Below are 18648 nucleotides of genomic sequence, written 5' to 3' on the forward strand. Positions count from 1 at the left end.
CGCCGCAACCAACGCTGCCGGTGAAAGCGAACGCTACGACTACGACGAACAGCACGTCATCTTGCAGCGCCAATTGGCCGGTGGCGCGAGCTTCTATTGGGAGTGGGAACGCTCCGGCAAAGGCGGGGTAAAGCCGAAACAGTTAGGCTGATTGAGCTAGTCATTTCGCGGGGGGATTGTGGTGATCGGGAAATTAGCGTTGGCCGATGAGCTGCGTTGAATGAAGGTCAGGGGCAGTGAGGCTATCAATCACATGCACACTAAACCCCTGCACATTCTTCGCATGGTGTTTAGCCTGCGAAGCCATCTCCGCCAACTGACTGGCATCCAGTTGTCCACAGGCCTGTGGATGCAAATGCACCACACCAATGGAGAGTGACAACAACGGAAACTCCTGGCGTCCACCCTGGCGATTCGGGGCGATGAAGCAGCCGGCTTCGAGGTGTTCGTTTCGGTAGAAGCGGCGGCACTGGCTCTGGAAGTCGTCTAGGAGTTGGTTTAAACGTTTGCGCCAGTCTTCCGGGCCGAGTACCAGCAGGAAGTCGTCGCCGCCGATATGGCCGACGAAGTCGCGGGAGGGGTCGACGCGGTCGTTCAGGCATTGCGCCAGGCAGAGCAGGACTTCGTCGCCACGGCCGTAGCCGTAGATGTCGTTGAAGGGTTTGAAGCTGTCGATGTCGACGTAGCAGATCACTGATTCCCGTTGCTGCTGCAGCAGCCGCGTGAGGCATTGCTGGATCGGCACGTTGCCCGGTAGCAGGGTCAGCGGGTTGGCGTAGCGGGCTTGTTGGATCTTCAGTTCGGTAATCAGCTTGAGCACGTCGATTACCCGACCCAGGCCCAGGTAGCTGCCGTTGAGGGTAATGATGAAGTCTTCTTCTATGCGTTGCCGGGCGCGGCTGGTGATCAGGCGGCTGACCTGTTGCAGAGACTGGCTCATCTCCACGGCCAGGAAGTCATCGTTCATCAATCGGCTGATGGGTTTGCGGGCGAACAGGTCGGTGGCGAACGGCTTGAGCAGGGCATCGGAGAGTGAATGCCGATGGACGATGCCGCAAGGCTGGTCATGCTCATCAAGCACCGCCAGCGAATTCAGGTTGGCCTGGCGGCGGAAGGCTTCGAGCACTGTGGCGGTCGGGGTGTTGCGGGCCACTGCGGGTTGGTCGTTGAGCAGGGCGCTGAGGTCGCTGCCTTCGTCGTTCAGCGTCACGATGGAATTGTCGTGCCTTGGCATCAGGGTGCGAGCGTCCCGGGGCGGGTGCTCTTGTGGCCGACAGAGCAAATATCCCTGCACCAGATCTACACCCATCTCGGTCAATACGGCGAGCTCTTCCGGCAACTCGATCCCTTCGGCGATCACTTGCGCCCGAGAGGCTTTGGCGATTTGCAGAATCGAGCCGACGAATTCACGCTTGAGGGCATCCTGATGAATGCCGTCGATAAAGTGCCGATCAATCTTCACATAGTCCGGACGCAGCTCGGACCATAGACGCAAACTCGAATAGCCAGCACCCAAGTCGTCCAGGGCAATGGAAAAACCCATCGCCCGATAGTGATGCAAGGCGGTTTGCAGCAGTTCGAAGTCGTCGGTCGGGGTCTGTTCGGTGAGTTCGATTACCACCTGATTCGGCGGGATGCCGAAATCCTGCAGCAGTTGCAGGGTGCGGCCGGGTTGGTGCGCGGCTTCGAGCAGGGATTCTGGCGAGACGTTGAGGAACAGTTTGCCGGGTAGTTGCTGTTCGTTGAAACGTCGGCAAGCGCTCTGCCGGCAGGCGATTTCCAGTTCACTCAAGCGGCCAGCCTGGCGGGCAACGGCGAACAGGGCGACAGGGGAGTGCAGCGGGCTGTTGGAAGGGCCGCGGCTGAGGGCTTCGTAGCCGAGGATCCGTCGTTCAGAGAGGCAAATGATCGGTTGGAACAGGCTGTGTAAACCGCTTTGAGTCAGGATTGAACTCAAGGCACTCAGCTGCTCGGTTGTGGTCATGGCGATCTCTGGCGATAAAAAAGGGCTGGGAACCTAAGATCCCAGCCCTCTATTTCACGACAGAATGATGACTGTTTGATGACGCTCCGGGGAGCGTCAGCATTAAATTGCCATCACCTTAGTGTTTCGCTACCGCGGTGTTGAGTTTCAGGTAGTCCAACAGAATGCGCCCGGTCTCGCTCAGGTAGGCGTCGTCTTCCGGTTTGGTCTTGTCCGGCTCGGCCGCGATGGCGTCTTCGTCTTCTTTTTTCAGCTCTTTGAGCGGCTCTTCGCCCTTGGCCTTGCGACGGATGTTTTCCATGGCCAGTTGCTTGGCTTCGATATCCGCGTGTTGGGCGCGACGTTCGGTTTCATTGAGGCTGACGGTTTTTTCGTTCATCAGCTTCTGAGCCAGGGCCAGTTTGTCGCGGATGAACACGAACTCCGCGTCCTTGGCCGTACGCACGTCATGCTCGGACTTGAGTTGGGTGATGTACGGTTTGAACGGGTCGACCGCAGGCTTGATGGCCGCGCGGATGGTGTCCCACGGCATGGCTTCCGGCAGGGCACTTTCGCCGATTTCCTTGGTGTCGATGATCGACGGGTAATCGATGTCCGGCAGTACGCCCTGATGCTGGGTGCTCTGGCCGGAAACCCGGTAGAACTTGGCCAGTGTCAGTTTCAGCTCGCCATGGTTCAGCGGCTGAATGGTCTGCACGGTGCCTTTACCGAAGGTCTGGCCGCCGATGATCAGAGCACGGTGGTAGTCCTGCATGGCGCCGGCGAAAATCTCTGAAGCCGAGGCGGACAAGCGGTTGACCAGCAGCGCCATCGGACCTTTGTAGAACGCGCCCGGGTTTTCATCTTCCAGGACATCAACGCGGCCATCGGCATTACGCACGAGTACGGTCGGGCCTTTGTCGATGAACAGGCTGGTCAGCTCGGTAGCTTCCTGCAAGGAACCGCCGCCATTGTTGCGCAGGTCGATGACCACGCCGTCGACCTTGTCTTTCTGCAACTCGGTCAGCAGTTTCTTGACGTCGCGGGTGGTGCTCTTGTAGTCCGGATCGCCAGCACGGAAGGCCTTGAAGTCCAGGTAGAAGGCCGGGATCTCGATGACGCCGAGTTTGTAGTCCTTGCCGTCCTGTTTCAGATTCAGCACCGATTTTTTCACGGCCTGATCTTCAAGCTTCACCGCTTCACGGGTGATCGGCACGATCTTGCTGGTCTGGTCGTTCGGCGCATTGCTGGCCGGAATCACTTCCAGGCGCACCACGGTGCCTTTCGGGCCGCGGATCAGCTTGACCACTTCGTCCAGGCGCCAGCCAACCACGTCGACCATCTCTTTGTTGCCTTGGGCAACGCCGATGATCTTGTCGGCCGGTGCAACCAACTTGGTCTTGTCGGCCGGGCCTGCCGGTACCAGGCGTACGACTTTTACTTGATCGTTATCGCTCTGCAACACGGCGCCGATGCCCTCGAGGGACAGGCTCATGTTGATGTCGAAGTTTTCCGCGTTATCCGGCGACAGATAATTGGTGTGCGGGTCGTAGGACATCGCGAAGGTGTTGATGTAAGCCTGGAAGATATCTTCCGCGCGGGTCTGGTCCAGACGCGCAAGTTGGTTCTTGTAGCGCTTGGTCAGGGTTTCCTGGATCTGCTTGGAATCCTTGCCGGCGATCTTCTGCCGCAGCACTTCATCCTTGACGCGTTTGCGCCACAGGTCGTCGAGTTCTGCGGTGGATTTGAGCCAAGGAGCGTCCTTGCGGTCGATCAGCAAGGTTTCCTTGGTATTGAAGTCGATCTTGTCGACGCCCTTGTTCAACTCGGCAAGGGCGAAGTCCAGACGCGCTTTGACGCGGTCCAGGTAGCGCTTGTAGATGGTGAACCCGGCGTTGAGGTCGCCGCTTTTGAGGAAGTCGTCGAACTGCGTCTTCCACTTGTCGAATTCGGCGATGTCGCTGGCCATGAAGTAGCTGCGCGACGGATCCAGCAGCTTGAGGTAGCTGTCGTAGATGATCACCGAGCGCGCGTCGTCGAGCGGCGGCTTGCTGTAGTGGTGGCGCTTGAGCAACTCAACGACGTTCAGACTGGCGATGACTTCGTCACGATCGGGTTGGAGCTTGTCCCAGCTATTGGCTGCGAAAGAACTGCTCGACATCGGCAACAGGCCGATACCGATGATTAGGGCGAGGGCGGTGCTGGGGAACAAACGCTTCATGTTGATTCGACGCGGGGACAATTGATAACGCATATTAGGCCGTCTTTGAAGTCGCCGGTTCCACATGGGCCGGTCGCATAATGCAAAAAGCCCGGCGCTACAGCTTCGGGCTCAGTCCAGACTCACTATGGAGGCACTGTGAAAGCATTGCAAGGCGTTGACGGTCAAGTGGAGTGGGTTGAAGAGCCCAGTCCTGCATGTGATGTGGGGCAAGTTCGCATTCGTGTGGCGGCAGCGGGTCTCAATCGCGCCGATTTGTTGCAGAAGGCAGGCCTCTATCCGCCACCGCCGGGGGCCAGCCAGGTGCTGGGTCTTGAGTGTTCCGGGGTGATCAGCGAGGTCGGCGCGGGGTCGTCCTGGCAGGTGGGCGATCGGGTTTGCGCCTTGCTGGCCGGGGGCGGGATGGCTGAAGAGGTGGTTGTCGACGGACGGCACGTGCTGCCGGTTCCCGACGAAATGTCGTTGGCGGAAGCGGCAGCGTTGCCGGAAGTGTACGCAACCGTCTGGTTGAATTTGTTTCAACTGGCGGCGCTCAAACCGGGTGAGAAAGTTCTCCTGCACGCCGGAGCAAGTGGAATCGGTTCAGCTGCCATTCAGCTGTGCAAAGCGTTCGGTAACCCTTGCTGGGTCAGCGTTGGTTCCGCCGAGCGCCTGGCTTATTGCGAAAAGCTGGGTGCCCAGGGTGGCGTGGTGCGCACCGGTGATCTGGAAAGCCTGACCGACCTGGGTCCGTTCGATGTCATTCTCGACCCGGTGGGGGGCAATTACGCGGCGTTGAACCTGAAGTTGATGGCACTCGATGGCCGTTGGGTGCTGATCGGTCTGATGGGTGGTCGCGAAGCGAAGCTGGATCTGGCGCAGGTGCTGGCCAAGCGAGTGCAACTGCTGGGTTCGACCCTGCGCAGTCGTGACGATCAATTCAAGGCCGATCTGTTCAGTGATCTGAGCCAGCATGTCTGGCCGTTGTTTGCCGAAGGGCGCTTGAGCCCGCAGTTGGCCAAGGCTTTCCCGATCAAGGATGCCGAAGCGGCGTTTGCGGAGTTGGCGAGTAACAAGGTGGCGGGGAAGTTGGTGTTGGTGATTGACGAGAGCCTGAACTGATCTTTGCTCTGTAGGAGCTGGCTTGCTAGCGATTGAGGCGACGCGGTTTGTCTGGCTGACCGCGTTATCGTTCATCGCTGGCAAGCCAGCTCCTACAGGTTCTCGGTTACTTCCAGATGTGGATCGGCCAGCCGGCCTTTTCGGCATGCTCCAGTAGCACCGGATCGGGATTCACCACGTGCGGGTAATCCACTTTCAGCAACAACGGCAAATCATTGCGTGAGTCCGAGTAGAAACTCGCCCCCTCGAGGTTCTCTTCCTCCGCATCCAGCCATTCCAGCAACCGAGTGATTTTGCCCTCGCGATAAGTCAGGGTGCCCACGGTGTGGCCGGTATAAACCCCGTGTGCCACTTCCAGTTCGATCCCGAGAATCTCGTCGATGCCCAGGCGTTCTGCGATCGGCCCGACCAGGTGCGTGCCCGAAGCGGAGATCACCAGGATGCGGTCGCCGGCCTTGCGGTGGGCGGCGATGGTTTTGGTCGCGTCGCTGAAGATAATCGGTTCGATGAAGTCTTCCACCCACGGGCCGACCAGATGCTCGACCTCTTGCGGCGTGCGGCCGATCATCGGTTCCAGGCTGAACTCCATGTACTCTTCCATGCGCAACTTGCCGTGGCTGTAGGCATCCATCAGCTCGTTGTTCTTGCGCATGAACGACTCGGGATCGACCCAGCCCAGGCGGCCCATTTGCTCGCTCCAGAGGGTGGCGCAGTCGCCGTGGATCAGGGTTTCGTCCAGATCAAAAATTGCCAGGGCCATCAGTGCAGTTCTCTCTTCAACATCAGCAAAGTCATCAGGCTACCTCACACAGGGCCGTCGGATCGATGGAAAGCGCCAGGCGCTGACCATCGGGATGCAGATCGGTCGCCGAGCGATTGAGCACGTCCACCACCAATTCCACGCCCCGGGCTTCGACTCGATAGCGAATCACGTTGCCCAGCAGGCTGTGGCTGCGCACCTGTGCGTCCAGTTCGCCGTTGAGGCTCAGTTCGATGGCCTCCGGGCGAATGGCGATGCGGTGGTTGATTGGGCGTTGCAGCAGTTTCGTCGCGCTGTCGGCGTCCAGCAGATTGTAATTGCCGATGAAACCCGCCGCGAACACATCCACAGGCGCGGTGTACAAGGTTTCGGCGTCGCCGCTTTGTACGATTTTTCCCTGATTCATCAGGAAAATCCGGTCAGACATGGTCAGGGCTTCTTCCTGATCGTGTGTGACGAAGATCGTGGTCAGACCCAGTTCGCGCTGGATCTGACGGATCTGTTCGCGCAAGTGCTTGCGAATCCGCGCATCGAGGGCCGACAGCGGTTCATCCAGCAGCAACAAACGCGGCCGGGTCACCAGCGAGCGGGCGAGGGCGACACGCTGGCATTGGCCACCGGACAGTTGATGCGGATAACGGGCGGCAAACTCATTGAGTTCCACCAGTTTCAGCACTTCGGCAACGCGCTTTTGGCTGTCGTCGGCGTTGACCTTCTGCATGCGCAGGCCGAAGGCGACGTTCTGCTCGACGGTCATGTTGGGGAACAACGCGTAACTCTGGAACACCATGCCTATCCCGCGTTTTTGCGGGCTCAGTGGCACGATGTCCTGATTGTCGAGAAGGATCTTGCCGCCATCCACCGACGTCAGCCCGGCGATGCAACGCAGCAGTGTCGACTTGCCGCAACCTGACGGGCCAAGCAGGGTGACGAATTCGCCTTTCTGGATCTCGCAATTGATGTCGCTGAACACCGTGGTGCCTGCGTAATTCTTTTGAAGATGTTGGACGCTGACATAGCTCATTCGCTTTTGTCCCTGTTCAAGATATTGGCGATCCAGGTCAAGACCAGCACAAAGAAGAAGTAGGAAATCACCAGCGCACTGGTGAAGTGACCGCTGCTGTTGCGCATGTTGTTTAGGTAGACCTGCAGGGTTTCGTAACGGGTGCCGACGAGGATGTTGGCGAACACGAACTCACCGAACAGGAACGAGAACGACAGCAGCAACGCCACCATCAGGCCCTTGCGCAGGTTCGGCAGCACCACCAGGAACGCAGCCTGAAAAGTGCTGGCGCCAAGCAATTGGGCGGAGTCCATCAAGTCGCGCAGGTTGATCGCTTGCAGGTTGTTGGTGATCGCCCGGTACATGAAGGGCAGCGCCACGGTGAAGTAACAACCGATCAGAATCCACGGCGTCCCGACCATCGCAAACGGCCCGGAACCATAGAGCTGCAGCAACCCTACCGACGACACTACGGGCGGCACGGCGAAGGGCAGCAGGATCAGGATGTTCATCAGCGCATCGAGTTTCGGGAAGTGGTAATGCACCACGAACAGCAGCGGCAGAATCAACACCACCGACAGGATCAGCGCGCCGATACAGACCAGCAACGATTGCCCGAAAGCATTGAGAAAACGCGGATCGCTCCACAGTTGCGCATACCACTTGATACTGAAACCACTGGGCAGAATGGTTGCCGACCAACTGCTGGAAATCGAGTAGATGAAGGTGCCGAGCAGCGGCAACAACAGAATGGCAAACAGCAGGTAAACCACCACGCGATGGTAGATGCCGGCAGGCCCCAGTTCAGCGCGAGACATGGTAGCTCCTCTTCAACAACAGTTGATGCACGATGGTCACCAGGGTCATCAACGCCACCAGGACTACGGCCAGGGCACTGGCCAGGTTCGGGTCCAGGGAAATGTCGCCCGACACCATTGCTGCGATGCGAATCGGCAACACGTTGAAGTTGCCGGTGGTCAAGGCGTACACCGTGGCATAGGCGCCGAGGGCGTTGGCCAGCAGGATCACGAAGGTGCCGAGCAGCGCCGGGGTCAGCACCGGCAGGCCGATGTGGCGCCAGAACTGCCAGCCGTTCGCGCCGAGCAGCGCCGCGGACTCGCGCCAGTCTTCACGCAGCGCGTCGAAGGCCGGATAGAGCAGCAGCACGCCCAGTGGAATCTGGAAGTAGGTGTAGAGAATGATCAGCCCGGTTTTCGAGTACAGGTTGAAGTCCTGAATGATCCCGGCTTGCTTGAGCATGATGGTGAAGCTGCCGTTGAAGCCCAGCAAAATGATAAAGGCGAAGGCCAAAGGCACGCCGGCGAAGTTGCTGGTCATGTTGGCGAAGGCGTTGACGAAGTTGCGCAGTTTCGAGTCGACCCGGCGCAGGGAGTAGGCGCCGAGCACCGCAATGATGATTCCGAATACGCTGGACCAGAAACTGATTTCGAGGCTGTACTGGATCGCTTGCAGGTAAAACTTCGAGCTGAAGATCTTGGTGAAGTTGGCCAGGCCCCAGCCGAACTCTTCCGATTCCAGGCTGTTGATCATGACCCACACCAACGGGGCAATTTCAAACACGATAAAGAACAGTGCGAAGGGCACCAGGCACAAGGCCGCCAGCCATTTGCCACGGGTGATGGAGCTCACTTGAGCAACTCCCGGCACACAGGTTTGTCGTGGGGCACGCCCAGCAGTTCGCAAACGGTGCCGCAGATTTCAGTCTGTTTCGGTGTGGCATTGGTGTTGAAACTGAAGGCATCGCCGAGGACGAACAGCGGCACTTCGCGTTCTTCGGGCAGCAAGCCGTTATGGGAGCGGTCGTTGTTCATGCCGTGATCGGCGGTCACGAGTACCTGGTAACCGGCGTCGAGCCAGCCTTGTAGATAGTCGGCGAGGAAAATGTCGGCGAAACGTGCGCTGTTGCGGTATTGCGGAGTATCGAGACCGTGCTTGTGCCCGGCGTCGTCGATGTTCATCGGGTGAACAAGCAGGAAATTCGGCGAATGGCGCAGGCGCAGGTTTTCGGCGTCGGCGAACAGGTGCGAGTCGGGGTAGTGATCGCTCCAGTAGAAATGCCCGTACTGGATCGGCAGGTCGGGGTTGTCGGTGTGACGGTCCCGGGCCTCGACGAAGGGCGAACGGTTATACAACTCACTGACCCAGTGATACGCCGCCGCTGCGGTTTTCAGCCCGGCATCCTTGGCGTAGTGGTAGATGCTGCGCTGGTTCGACAGGCGCGAAACATTGTTGTGAACGATGCCACTGACGATCGGCGTGACGCCGGTCAGGATGCATTCGTAAAGAGGACGGGACAGGGCCGGCAACTCGCATTCCAGCTTATAGAGCGCTGCGCGTCCTGCGCCGACGTAAGCCTGCAGGTGTCCCATGGCGTGGCGGGCGACTTCGTAGTTGAGGCCGTCGAGCACGACAAGGATGACGTTGTGTTTCATAGGGGAGGAACTCCGTGGGTTCTCTCAAACCTGTAGGAGCCGGTTTGCTGGCGATTGGATCACCATGGTGCCCAGTGGGACCGAGGTGTCGGGGATCGCCAGCAAGCCGGCTCCTACAGATGAAGCATTACTTCATTTCGACGATGACTTCTTCGTTCCACTTCTGCGGCAAAGCCTTGGAGGTTTTCTCCCACGCGTCCGCGTCCTTGATCGGCGTAACCTTTTTGTACTGCTCGTTAGGCAGCAGCTTGGCCTTTACGTCTTCCGGCAGGGTGATGTGCTCGGCACGGATCGGACGGGCGTTGCCTTTTGCCAGGTTGATCTGGCCGGCGTCGCTGAAGATGTACTCGCGGGTCAGCTTGGCGGCGTTCGGGTTCTTCGCGTATTTGTTGATGATGGTGGTGTAGCCGGAAATCACCGAGCCGTCGGACGGGATCAACACCACGTAGTCATCCGGGTTGGCCATTTTGGCTTTGTAGCTCAGGCCGTTGAAGTCCCAGACCACGCCGACTTCGATTTCGCCTTTTTCCATGGTGGCGATGGTCGGGTTGGCCATCGACAGGCGACCTTGCTTGGCGATGTCGGCAAACATCAGCAACGCAGGTTGCAGGTTTTTCTCGTCACCACCGTTGGCCAAGGCTGCAGCCAGTACACCGTTGGCGGCTTGGGCAGCGGTGCTCACGTCACCGATGGACACCTTGTATTTGCCAGACTTGAGGTCAGCCCATTTGGTCGGTACATCGGAGCCGTGCAGCAGCTTTTTATTGACGATAAAGGCGATGGTGCCGGTGTAGGCCAGTGCCCAGTTGCCGTCCTTGTCCTTGGCCCAATCCGGAACCTGCTCCCAGGTGGTCGGCTTGTACGGTTGCACCACGCCTTGTTTGACCGCGATCGGGCCGAAAGCGGCACCGACGTCGCCGATGTCGGCGCTGGCGTTGTCTTTTTCAGCGGCGAACTTGGCGATTTCCTGGGCCGAGCTCATGTCGGTGTCGATGTGTTTCAGGCCGTAGTTCTTGGCCAGGTCGTCCCAGGTGCCTTTCCAGTTGGCCCAGTCATCGGGCATGCCGACGCTGTTGACTGCGCCTTCCGCTTTCGCAGCGGCTTCAAGGGTTTTCAAATCATCAGCCGCCATGGCGGCGGTGCACATGGCAATGGTCGAGCCTAACAGTGATGCCAGGAAAAGCTGTTTCATTCCGAAGCTCCTATGGGCGTTTTCAACGCTGCGATTGCGGTTGTGTTGGTCTAGGTCAGCAATACCTGAGCCAATCTAAGGGGGCTCGATGACACTTTGATGTCGCTCGTCGCCCGGCAGGACTTTTGTTAGCCCGGAATTGGCGGGGTCTCGGTAAGCGTAGACCATGGGTAATGGCCCGCTATACCTGGCTTATGGCCGATGTATTGCAGGTTTTTAAATCAGTGCTGAAATGACCGTTCGGTGGTTTGTCATCTATCAGTCATCTGCACTGCCTACGCTTGCAGGATGCTGAAAGAACCGATTTGGTGTGCGGTTCCGCCCTGAAACAGTGCTGGTCTAGTCCAGATAGGTAACGTTGATGCGTGATGAGGCAACAAAAGCGGTGACAGCCATTGGCCAGGTGCTTCAGGAGCAGCTCGATCACGGGTTGCTGACGGCCGGCAGCAAGTTACCGGCCGAGCGCAAGCTCAGTGAGTTGTTCGGAACAACGCGGATCACGGTACGTGAGGCGTTGTTGCAGTTGGAGGCCCAAGGGCAGATTTATCGCGAGGAGCGTCGCGGCTGGTTCGTTTCGCCCCCGCGCCTGGCTTACAACTTGATGCAGCGCAGTCACTTCCACGCGATGGTCAGCGCCCAGGGGCGGGTGCCGTCAACCGAAGTGATCTCTGCGCGATTGCAGCCGGCGTCGGCGGCGGTCTGTGCGTGGTTGCAGCTGCCGGCACTGTCGAGCGTGATTCAGATCTGCCGATCTCGGCGGATCGATGGGCGGTTGGTGTTGTACGTGGAGCACTATTTGAATCCGCAGTATTTCCCGGGGATTCTCGATTTCGATCTGAATCAGTCGATCACCGAGTTGTATGCGCGGCACTACGATTTGCACTACGGCCGCGTGCGTTTCGAGATCGTACCGACGGCATTGTCGGTGGATGCGGCGGCGGCTTTGCGGGTGTCGGTGGGGAGCCCGGGCTTGCGCATTGCCCGGGTCAACTACGACCAGCATGAACGGTTGATCGACTGCGATCTGGAGTTTTGGCGACATGATGCGATTCATGTCGGAGTGGACGTGGTCTGACGATGTTCTGTAGGAGCTGCCGCAGGATGCTCCTATAAAGGTTGGTCCTGTTGCGGCCCGCCGCCAGCTGTGACGACTTGTACGCTCATGCGCGGCGTCGCCAAGTCCAGTCCCGCTTCATCCAGATGCCGTTTGAGTGACAGGTTGAACGCCCGCGAAACTTCCCACTGCTTGATCGGCGCTGTCTTAAAACGGGCGCGAAGAATCGCATTGCCCGACTCGAAACTTTCCACACCCTGAATCTCCAGCGGCGACCAGATATTGCGTCGTTGCAGCGGGTCGGTGCGCATTTTCTGGCCGACTTCGCGCATCAGTTTGATTGCGTTGTCGATGTCCATGCTGGCCGGCACCGCGACCCGGAAGATCGCGTAGCCGAATTCCCGGGAGTAGTTCTTGATGCTTTTGATTTCACTGAACGGAATGGTGTGGACGATGCCATCGATGTCCCGCAGACGCACGGTGCGAATGGTCAGGCCTTCGACCGTGCCCAGGTGCCCGCCGACGTCCACATAGTCGTCGATGGCCAGGGAGTCTTCGATGATGATGAACAGCCCGGTGATCAGGTCGGCCACCAGCGATTGCGCACCGAAACCGATGGCCAGGCCGATCACACCGGCACCGGCCAGCAGCGGCGTGACGTTCATGCCCATGTTCGCCAGGGCAACGATCAGCGCGATGATGAAGATGGCCACGAACAGCACGTTGCGGATCAGCGGCATCATCGTCTGCGCACGGGCGTTGGCCAAGCCTTTGCGCGAGCGAGTGAGGGCGTGGTGCACGGCGGTGTCGCTGAGAATCCAGATCAGCCAGGCAAAGATCAGCGTGCCGGCAAGGCTGAACAGTTTGACGCTGATTTCATGGCCCTCACCTTCGGTGAACGTGATCAGCGACATGCCCCAGACCCGCAGACCGAGCTCGATGAAGGCCAGCCATACCAACAGGTGGGCGAGGGTATAGAAGAAGTTTTTCAGACGTTCCGAATACAGCGCGTGCCGCTTTACGCCGCGTTGCGGTTTCAGGGCGTGGCGGCGCACCAGCCCGTTGATGACCATGCACAACACCAGCAGCACGGTGCAGATCAGCGATTGACGCAGTGCTGTACTGGTATCGCCGGCCGAAACGAACGTGGCGAACAGTGAAATCCCCACCAGTACCAGCGCCGGAACGTACCAGAAGGTGCCGAGAATATCGATGGTGTCGCTGAGGGCGCGGCGGGTCAGGCGCCGGGACAATGGCTGGTTGCGGATCAAGTGGGCAATCGGCCGGCGGAAACGCAGGATGAACAATCCGGTGGATAGCGCCGCCAACACGTTGGCCACCGTCGCGGCGGTATGCGCCAGATGCACGCCAAGGCTGTCGATCAAACGCGGATCGTTCAGGGCTTCGCCAAACGCGGCGAAACTGCCGATCAGCCACAATGGCCGAAAGGCTTGATGCCGCAAAATGTACAAGGCGCGGTGGCGGTGCGGACCGTCGAGCAAGGAAAAAGCAATCACGCAGATCGCTGAAAAACAGGTGCCGACCACTAGCGCATAAGCCAGCACCATCGCCAGACTTTTGCCCAAGGACGAAGGCAATGCGTAGCTCATGTAAACGGTGATAACCAAGGCAATCAGCCATGGCCCCAGTTTGCGCAGGGCGAAGCGCAACATGTCCAGGGCCCTTGGGTGTTGCGGCAGTTCTTCGGTCAGGCCGAAGCGCATCCGCACCCGATGGCTGACCCAGATCAGCGCCGCAGCCAGCAGGCTCCAGACCATCAGGATCATGGCGAAAGCGAAGATGATCGGCAGCCATTCATTGGCCGGCAATACCAGCGCCGTCAGTTCATCTTTGGCCAGGTCGAACTCATTGGACCAGCGAGTGAGCGGGCTGTCGGCTCCGGTAAATTGCTTTTCGAAACTGGCCAGCGTCCCGCCAATCAAACCCAACACGCCCTCTTCGGCGGCCGGTTGGGCTTTTTTGGTGGCGTCGCGCAGCTTCTTCAAATCCGCCAGCAGCTTGGTGCGCTGCTGATCGTTCTCCAACGACTTGATCACTTCGTCGAGGGATTGCCCGAGGGGTTCCTGCGCCTCAGGCTGGGGCTTCGCCGAGCTGTTGAGCAAGCCTGGCAAACCGACCGCCTGGGCAGGCGCCATCGGCAGCAGCGTCATGAGGCAGACAAGGAAAAAGCAGGGCAGGGCGAAAAGACGAGCGAACACTAGGCGGTCAACCTCGGAGTGAGCGGGTCGACCGAGTGTACGAGCCCCGCAAAACCAATGCGAGTCGGCGGGAGGATTTATTCGTTGAGTTTGGCGAGGATCTTGATTACTACAGTGGCGAAGATGGTCAGCATGCCGATCCACATGGCGAGCACGCCAGCATTCTTGTCACGAAAATTGAAGCCGATTGCCAGCAGGAGCATCCCGGAAAGAATCGGGATCAGCATGCCGTGGAAGGAGGAGAGCGAGATCATGGTGACTGCCTTGTCGGAAAAGGATAGTTAAAGTTTAGGTGGCTTTTCTGCGGTATGCAGGAGCTGCCGCAGGCTGCGATCTTTTGATCTTGATCCTGAAAAACAAGATCAAAAGATCGCAGCCTGCGGCAGCTCCTACAGGTCTATTACGGCAGCTCGCGGCTGGCGTAGAACGCGCTCAGCACTTTGACCAGGTGCGCCAGGTCATGGCTGCCGCACAGTTCACGGATCGAGTGCATGGCGAAGGTCGGCAAGCCGATGTCCACGGTGCGCACGCCCAAATGACTGGCGGTGATCGGGCCGATGGTCGAGCCGCAACCCATGTCGCTGCGCACCACGAAGCTTTGCACCGGCACTTCTTCGGCCATGCACAGGTGGCGGAAGAACCCGGCGGTTTCGCTGTTGGTGGCGTAGCGCTGGTTGCTGTTGACCTTGATCACCGGGCCGGCGTTGAGTTTCGGGCCATGGTTGGCGTCATGCTTGTCGGCGTAGTTCGGGTGTACGCCGTGGGCATTGTCGGCCGAGACCAGCAAGGATTTCTGAATGGTGCGCACGAATTCATCACCTTCGGGCAGCAGGCGACGCAACGTCTGCTCCAGCATCGGGCCATCGGCGCCACACGCCGAGCATGAACCGACTTCTTCATGATCGTTGCAGACCAGCACGCAGGTTTCGTCGGTGTCAGCGGTCAGCAATGCTTGCAGGCCGGCGTAGCACGACAGCAGGTTGTCCAGGCGCGCGCCGGCGATGAAGTCGCCATGCAGGCCAATGACGGCAGCGCTTTGGGTGTCGTAGAAACTCAGTTCGTAATCCAGCACGACGTCGGCGTTCAGGCCGTGTTCGCGGGCAAGTTGGTCAGTGAGCACGGCGCGGAAGTCCACGCGCTCGTCGCCGGCAAATTGCGCGAGCACCGGCGGCAATTCGGTCTGGGCGTTGATCGCCCAGCCCATGTTGGCTTCACGGTTGAGGTGAATGGCCAGGTTCGGGATGATTGCGATCGGTGCCTTGAAGTCGATCAATTGGCTTTCGACTTTACCGTCGCGGCGGAAGGTCACGCGGCCAGCCAGCGACAGGTCGCGGTCGAACCACGGGGCCAGCAGGGCGCCGCCGTAGACTTCGACGCCCAACTGCCAGAAACCCTGACGTTGCAGTTCCGGTTGCGGCTTGACCCGCAGGCACGGACTGTCAGTGTGGGCGCCGACCAGGCGAATGCCGCCGTGCAGCGGCGAATGGCGGCCCATTTTGACGGCGACGATCGAAGAGTCGTTACGGGTGACGTAGTAACGACCATTGGCTTCGGTGTGCCATGGTTCACGCTCGTCGAGGCGTTGATAGCCCGCCGCTTCCAGACGCTGAACGAGGCTGGCGGTGGCATGAAACGGGGTAGGGGAGGCCTTGAGAAAGTCGATCAGGCCTTGGTTCAACTCTTCGCGCATAAGAAACTCCAGACAGCAATGGCGCCAGTTTAACGTATTGGCCCGGCGCATTGGGCAAGTGCTTTCATCGCCGGGAAACGGACTGGTGCCTGGCCGTTAATGCGCCATCCGTTCGCGCAGATATTTGATGATGGTCTGTTCGTCAGTGGACTTTGCAGGCTTGGGCAGATGTTTTGGCCAATGGCCTTTCTGCGGGCCGAAGAAGCTTTTCTGCTTGGCTTCGTCCCAACGCAAAATCTCGCGGGAGGCCGATTCCCACCATTCATGACGGCACACTTCGTAATAGGGGTGGTCGGGCACCGCGCTTCCGTACAACAGGTCGCGGGCGACCTTTTTCATGTGCTTGCCTTTATTGCGTAACTTCCACTTGATACGCAGGCGCTGCCAGGGGGAAGGGACGGGTTTGGAGCGCGGCACTTCGGTGCAGAGGGTCGGCAGCTCGGAGCGAAACCTTTCACCATGACGGGTGAAAAAGTGCTTCTGCATGGCATGAAAGAAGCGTTTTTCAGCGAAGTAGTGATAGATGAATTTTTTCGCTTGCTGAACAGGCTTGTCACGCATCGCGAAAGACAGGGCGATTTGCTCGATGGTATGGATGTCGAACGAGTCTTGCGTCCACTCGTCGATCAGCCGGATCGATTCTTCAAGCAACGGGGTGTCGCTGGCGGTGACGCCGCACAGGCCACTGTTGTAAAGCTTGAAACTGTTTTCGGACGAGATGCCATAGGGTTGCAGGCAGCGTCCGAGTTTGACGTAGTCCGGTCGATCGCAGACGTAACTCCAGTCGTACTCGAAGCGGTCCATCACATAGCGCCCAGGCTCGAAGAGTTCGAAGACGCGATGGGGCGATTCGAGAAACAGCGTATCGGTGTCGACGAACAGGGTTTTATCAGCCAGTTTCAGCCCTTGCGCAATGGCGCAGGCTTTGCGTCGGTGGTGGTAGCCGTTTTCGCCCATCCATTGGGTCATGGTCTCATCGCTCAAGGCGATCGGATCAACCGGCCAGCCTGCGTAATCCTGCGGGCGATCCGTCATGACCCGGATGCACAGCGACTCGCCCCGTTTGAGCTGAGCCAGGGCGGTGAGCATGCTGAATTTGGCTTCGCGCCGATAAACATCCTGGTTGCCGTAGATGAGGTAGAGCAACTGGTGCGGTGCTTTCTCGAGTGGGTTCAACGTTTCTCGCTTAAGTAGTTCCAGACTGCAGAGGCGAAAGTTTAACGTATTGCCCTGCGGTGTTGCGGGTGCACTGCTGTGCGGTGTTTTTGCAAATGTAAGTAGCCACTTCAGCCGGTAATCAATCTGCCGCTGAGAAAAACCTCCCGCCGTTGCTTGCGACCGACATATTCATGTTTGCTCGCGTGGTACACCTCATCGAATTTTTGCCGCGAGATGCCAGGGAGTCCCCGGATGTAGTCATCAACCAGGCGATCGTAGTCGGCTTCGGTGATGAGTTTGTAGATGTCGCGGCGATAGAAGAATCCAAGCTGGAAACCCAGGGTTTCACTCATGTGAGCGGTCTTGCTGGCGAAGCAGTTTTCAAAGTCGATGGCTTGAAGCGGTTTACGCGAAGTTTCCGGAATCATGATGTTGCCCACCCAGAAATCCATGTGCGTAATGTTCTTGCGGGACAGGGAATCGAGCAGCTCGAAGGCGTCGAGAATGAAGTCTTTGACTTTGTCCGGATTGCGTTTAAGCCATTGCACACCGTCAATATGATCATCGAGCAGGCGCGTGAGAATGAAGTACTCCTGGGTCAGTCCCAAGCGGTCCTTGGAGTAGCCAAAGCCTTGCAGCGATGGCATCCGTACGCCACGACGCTGTGCTTCGAAGGTGTTCGCCAGCTCTTCCAGCGGCCAGTCGAATCGACCATTGCGCTGTGGTTTGCCCAGGGTCACCCGGACTTTCGCCTTGAACGTATCCAGCGGTTGGACCTTGGCAAACAAAGGTGTTTTACCAGCAGCCAATGGCGCGCTCGCGCGGGTGAGTTTTTGCGCGTTGCGTTTCGTTATGAGTTTCTCGAGAGCTTGTCGCGCTTCGCCGCTAGGCTGTTCATTCAGATGCAGTGTGGTGTTGCCGAAGGTAAAGGTGACGGGGTAGTCGATTTGGAGCGTTTTACTGCTGAGCACGAGTGGGCTTCCTGCCTGATACTGAAGTGCCACAATTTTACGTTTCTTTACAAATATATGACAATTTTTTCACGCCATTTTTATGCCGGGGCATTTGTAACAACAAATGAAAACGCCCTTCACTGGAAGGGCGTTTTCAGGTGAGCCGTGAGTCGTTCAAAACGGCGCAGGGCACTCGAAGCGTAAACGTTCACCGCTTTGTGGATGAGTGAAACTCAGCATACTGGCGTGCAGGCACAGTCTTGGCCAGGCGGCCAGTGCTTGTTCATGGGCATAAAGTCCGTCACCCAATAGTGGATGACCAATCGACAGCATGTGCACGCGCAACTGGTGCGAGCGGCCGGTGATCGGCGTCAGTTCCACGCGGCACCAGTCACCGCAACGTTCCAGTACGCGCCAGAAGGTCAGGGCATGTTTGCCGAATTCATGGTCGACCACATGGCGAGGCTTGGTCGGCGGGTCGTAGCGCAGCGGCAAATCGATGCTGCCGCTGTCGAGTTCCGGCTGACCCCAACACAGAGCGGTGTAGGCTTTTTCGGTTTCGCGGTCGTGAAATTGCCGGGACAGTTCGCGGTGCGTATCGGGATCGCGGGCCAACAGGATAATGCCGGAGGTTTCCCAATCCAGTCGGTGGACGATTCGCGCTTCCGGGTAGCCGTTTTCTTGCAGGCGGGTAATCAGGCAGTCCTTGTTGTCATCGGCCCGGCCAGGGACGGAGAGCAACAGGGTCGGTTTGTTCACCACCAGTACGGCGGCGTCCTGATGGATGATGTGGACGTTGGACAACGGCATTAAAACAGCCTCGTAACAAACGCCAACGGCGGCTCGATCACTTGATTCCCTACCTGTAGGAGCCGGCTTGC

16 protein-coding genes are annotated in these 18648 nt (G+C 58.5%); 2 read left to right on the forward strand and 14 right to left on the reverse strand.

What is annotated here, in order from left to right:
- Window positions 1–193 precede the first annotated feature (193 nt).
- Together NL64_RS28960 and NL64_RS28965 are read right to left on the reverse strand one after the other, a co-directional pair.
- On the reverse strand, window positions 194–1984 hold the full coding sequence (locus tag NL64_RS28960; protein ID WP_034151486.1) for a bifunctional diguanylate cyclase/phosphodiesterase: 1791 nt from the start codon (window positions 1982–1984) through the stop codon (window positions 194–196).
- 118 nt (window positions 1985–2102) lie between these two features.
- Window positions 2103–4184 carry a carboxy terminal-processing peptidase gene (locus tag NL64_RS28965; protein WP_172668721.1) on the reverse strand — a complete coding sequence of 694 codons (2082 nt, stop codon included), beginning with the start codon at window positions 4182–4184 and terminating at the stop codon, window positions 2103–2105.
- A 138-nt stretch (window positions 4185–4322) separates the two neighbouring features.
- Here NL64_RS28965 and NL64_RS28970 point away from each other — a divergent pair, with 138 nt between their 5' ends.
- The gene (locus NL64_RS28970; protein ID WP_034151488.1) at window positions 4323–5285 is read left to right on the forward strand and encodes an NAD(P)H-quinone oxidoreductase; all 963 of its coding nucleotides are present in this window, start codon (window positions 4323–4325) and stop codon (window positions 5283–5285) included.
- Between the two features lie 106 nt (window positions 5286–5391).
- Here the strand turns inward: NL64_RS28970 and NL64_RS28975 are convergent, their stop codons facing one another.
- From NL64_RS28975 to NL64_RS29000, 6 genes are all read right to left on the reverse strand, one after another.
- Entirely contained in the window at window positions 5392–6045 is a 654-nt protein-coding gene (locus NL64_RS28975) for an HAD family hydrolase (RefSeq protein WP_034151489.1), read from the reverse strand.
- Window positions 6046–6079: 34 nt separating this feature from the next.
- The gene (locus NL64_RS28980; RefSeq protein WP_034151490.1) at window positions 6080–7069 is read right to left on the reverse strand and encodes an ABC transporter ATP-binding protein; all 990 of its coding nucleotides are present in this window, start codon (window positions 7067–7069) and stop codon (window positions 6080–6082) included.
- Window positions 7066–7866: an ABC transporter permease gene (locus NL64_RS28985; RefSeq protein ID WP_034151491.1), complete on the reverse strand. Its 801-nt coding sequence runs from the start codon at window positions 7864–7866 to the stop codon at window positions 7066–7068. Before NL64_RS28985 ends, NL64_RS28980 begins: the two co-directional genes overlap by 4 nt.
- Window positions 7853–8698: an ABC transporter permease gene (locus NL64_RS28990; RefSeq protein ID WP_034151492.1), complete on the reverse strand. Its 846-nt coding sequence runs from the start codon at window positions 8696–8698 to the stop codon at window positions 7853–7855. Before NL64_RS28990 ends, NL64_RS28985 begins: the two co-directional genes overlap by 14 nt.
- The gene (locus tag NL64_RS28995) at window positions 8695–9501 is read right to left on the reverse strand and encodes an alkaline phosphatase family protein (RefSeq protein ID WP_034151493.1); all 807 of its coding nucleotides are present in this window, start codon (window positions 9499–9501) and stop codon (window positions 8695–8697) included. Before NL64_RS28995 ends, NL64_RS28990 begins: the two co-directional genes overlap by 4 nt.
- 127 nt (window positions 9502–9628) lie before the next feature.
- Window positions 9629–10693: an ABC transporter substrate-binding protein gene (locus tag NL64_RS29000; RefSeq protein ID WP_034151494.1), complete on the reverse strand. Its 1065-nt coding sequence runs from the start codon at window positions 10691–10693 to the stop codon at window positions 9629–9631.
- A gap of 361 nt (window positions 10694–11054) precedes the next feature.
- On the opposite strand from NL64_RS29000, the gene NL64_RS29005 reads away from it, so the two are divergent.
- Window positions 11055–11768 (forward strand): UTRA domain-containing protein, encoded by a 714-nt coding sequence (locus NL64_RS29005; protein ID WP_034151495.1) that lies wholly within the window; start codon window positions 11055–11057, stop codon window positions 11766–11768.
- 32 nt (window positions 11769–11800) lie between these two features.
- Here the strand turns inward: NL64_RS29005 and NL64_RS29010 are convergent, their stop codons facing one another.
- From NL64_RS29010 to NL64_RS29030, 6 genes are all read right to left on the reverse strand, one after another.
- The gene (locus tag NL64_RS29010; RefSeq protein WP_034151496.1) at window positions 11801–13966 is read right to left on the reverse strand and encodes a mechanosensitive ion channel family protein; all 2166 of its coding nucleotides are present in this window, start codon (window positions 13964–13966) and stop codon (window positions 11801–11803) included.
- Between the two features lie 77 nt (window positions 13967–14043).
- Window positions 14044–14220 carry a hypothetical protein gene (locus tag NL64_RS30445; protein ID WP_172668722.1) on the reverse strand — a complete coding sequence of 59 codons (177 nt, stop codon included), beginning with the start codon at window positions 14218–14220 and terminating at the stop codon, window positions 14044–14046.
- A 146-nt stretch (window positions 14221–14366) separates the two neighbouring features.
- On the reverse strand, window positions 14367–15656 hold the full coding sequence (locus tag NL64_RS29015) for a M18 family aminopeptidase (RefSeq protein ID WP_034151497.1): 1290 nt from the start codon (window positions 15654–15656) through the stop codon (window positions 14367–14369).
- Window positions 15657–15752: 96 nt separating this feature from the next.
- A complete protein-coding gene (locus tag NL64_RS29020; RefSeq protein WP_034151498.1) occupies window positions 15753–16832 on the reverse strand; it encodes a hypothetical protein in 1080 nt (359 codons plus the stop codon).
- 110 nt (window positions 16833–16942) lie between these two features.
- Window positions 16943–17785 (reverse strand): hypothetical protein, encoded by an 843-nt coding sequence (locus tag NL64_RS29025; RefSeq protein ID WP_034151499.1) that lies wholly within the window; start codon window positions 17783–17785, stop codon window positions 16943–16945.
- 156 nt (window positions 17786–17941) lie between these two features.
- Window positions 17942–18577, reverse strand: a complete 636-nt coding sequence (locus NL64_RS29030) for an RluA family pseudouridine synthase (RefSeq protein ID WP_034151500.1) — start codon at window positions 18575–18577, stop codon at window positions 17942–17944.
- Window positions 18578–18648 lie beyond the last annotated feature (71 nt).

This window comes from Pseudomonas fluorescens, assembly GCF_000802965.1.
GTDB classification, from domain to species: Bacteria; Pseudomonadota; Gammaproteobacteria; order Pseudomonadales; family Pseudomonadaceae; genus Aquipseudomonas; species Aquipseudomonas fluorescens_A.

Bases quoted from the DNA above. Each gene is read 5' to 3' on its own strand.
- NL64_RS28960 (WP_034151486.1), bottom strand. From the start codon at position 1,984: ATGACCACAACCGAGCAGCTGAGTGCCTTGAGTTCAATCCTGACTCAA.
- NL64_RS28965 (WP_172668721.1), bottom strand. From the start codon at position 4,184: ATGAAGCGTTTGTTCCCCAGCACCGCCCTCGCCCTAATCATCGGTATC.
- NL64_RS28975 (WP_034151489.1), bottom strand. From the start codon at position 6,045: ATGGCCCTGGCAATTTTTGATCTGGACGAAACCCTGATCCACGGCGAC.
- NL64_RS28980 (WP_034151490.1), bottom strand. From the start codon at position 7,069: ATGAGCTATGTCAGCGTCCAACATCTTCAAAAGAATTACGCAGGCACC.
- NL64_RS28985 (WP_034151491.1), bottom strand. From the start codon at position 7,866: ATGTCTCGCGCTGAACTGGGGCCTGCCGGCATCTACCATCGCGTGGTG.
- NL64_RS28995 (WP_034151493.1), bottom strand. From the start codon at position 9,501: ATGAAACACAACGTCATCCTTGTCGTGCTCGACGGCCTCAACTACGAA.
- NL64_RS29000 (WP_034151494.1), bottom strand. From the start codon at position 10,693: ATGAAACAGCTTTTCCTGGCATCACTGTTAGGCTCGACCATTGCCATG.
- NL64_RS29005 (WP_034151495.1), top strand. From the start codon at position 11,055: ATGCGTGATGAGGCAACAAAAGCGGTGACAGCCATTGGCCAGGTGCTT.
- NL64_RS30445 (WP_172668722.1), bottom strand. From the start codon at position 14,220: ATGATCTCGCTCTCCTCCTTCCACGGCATGCTGATCCCGATTCTTTCC.
- NL64_RS29015 (WP_034151497.1), bottom strand. From the start codon at position 15,656: ATGCGCGAAGAGTTGAACCAAGGCCTGATCGACTTTCTCAAGGCCTCC.
- NL64_RS29030 (WP_034151500.1), bottom strand. From the start codon at position 18,577: ATGCCGTTGTCCAACGTCCACATCATCCATCAGGACGCCGCCGTACTG.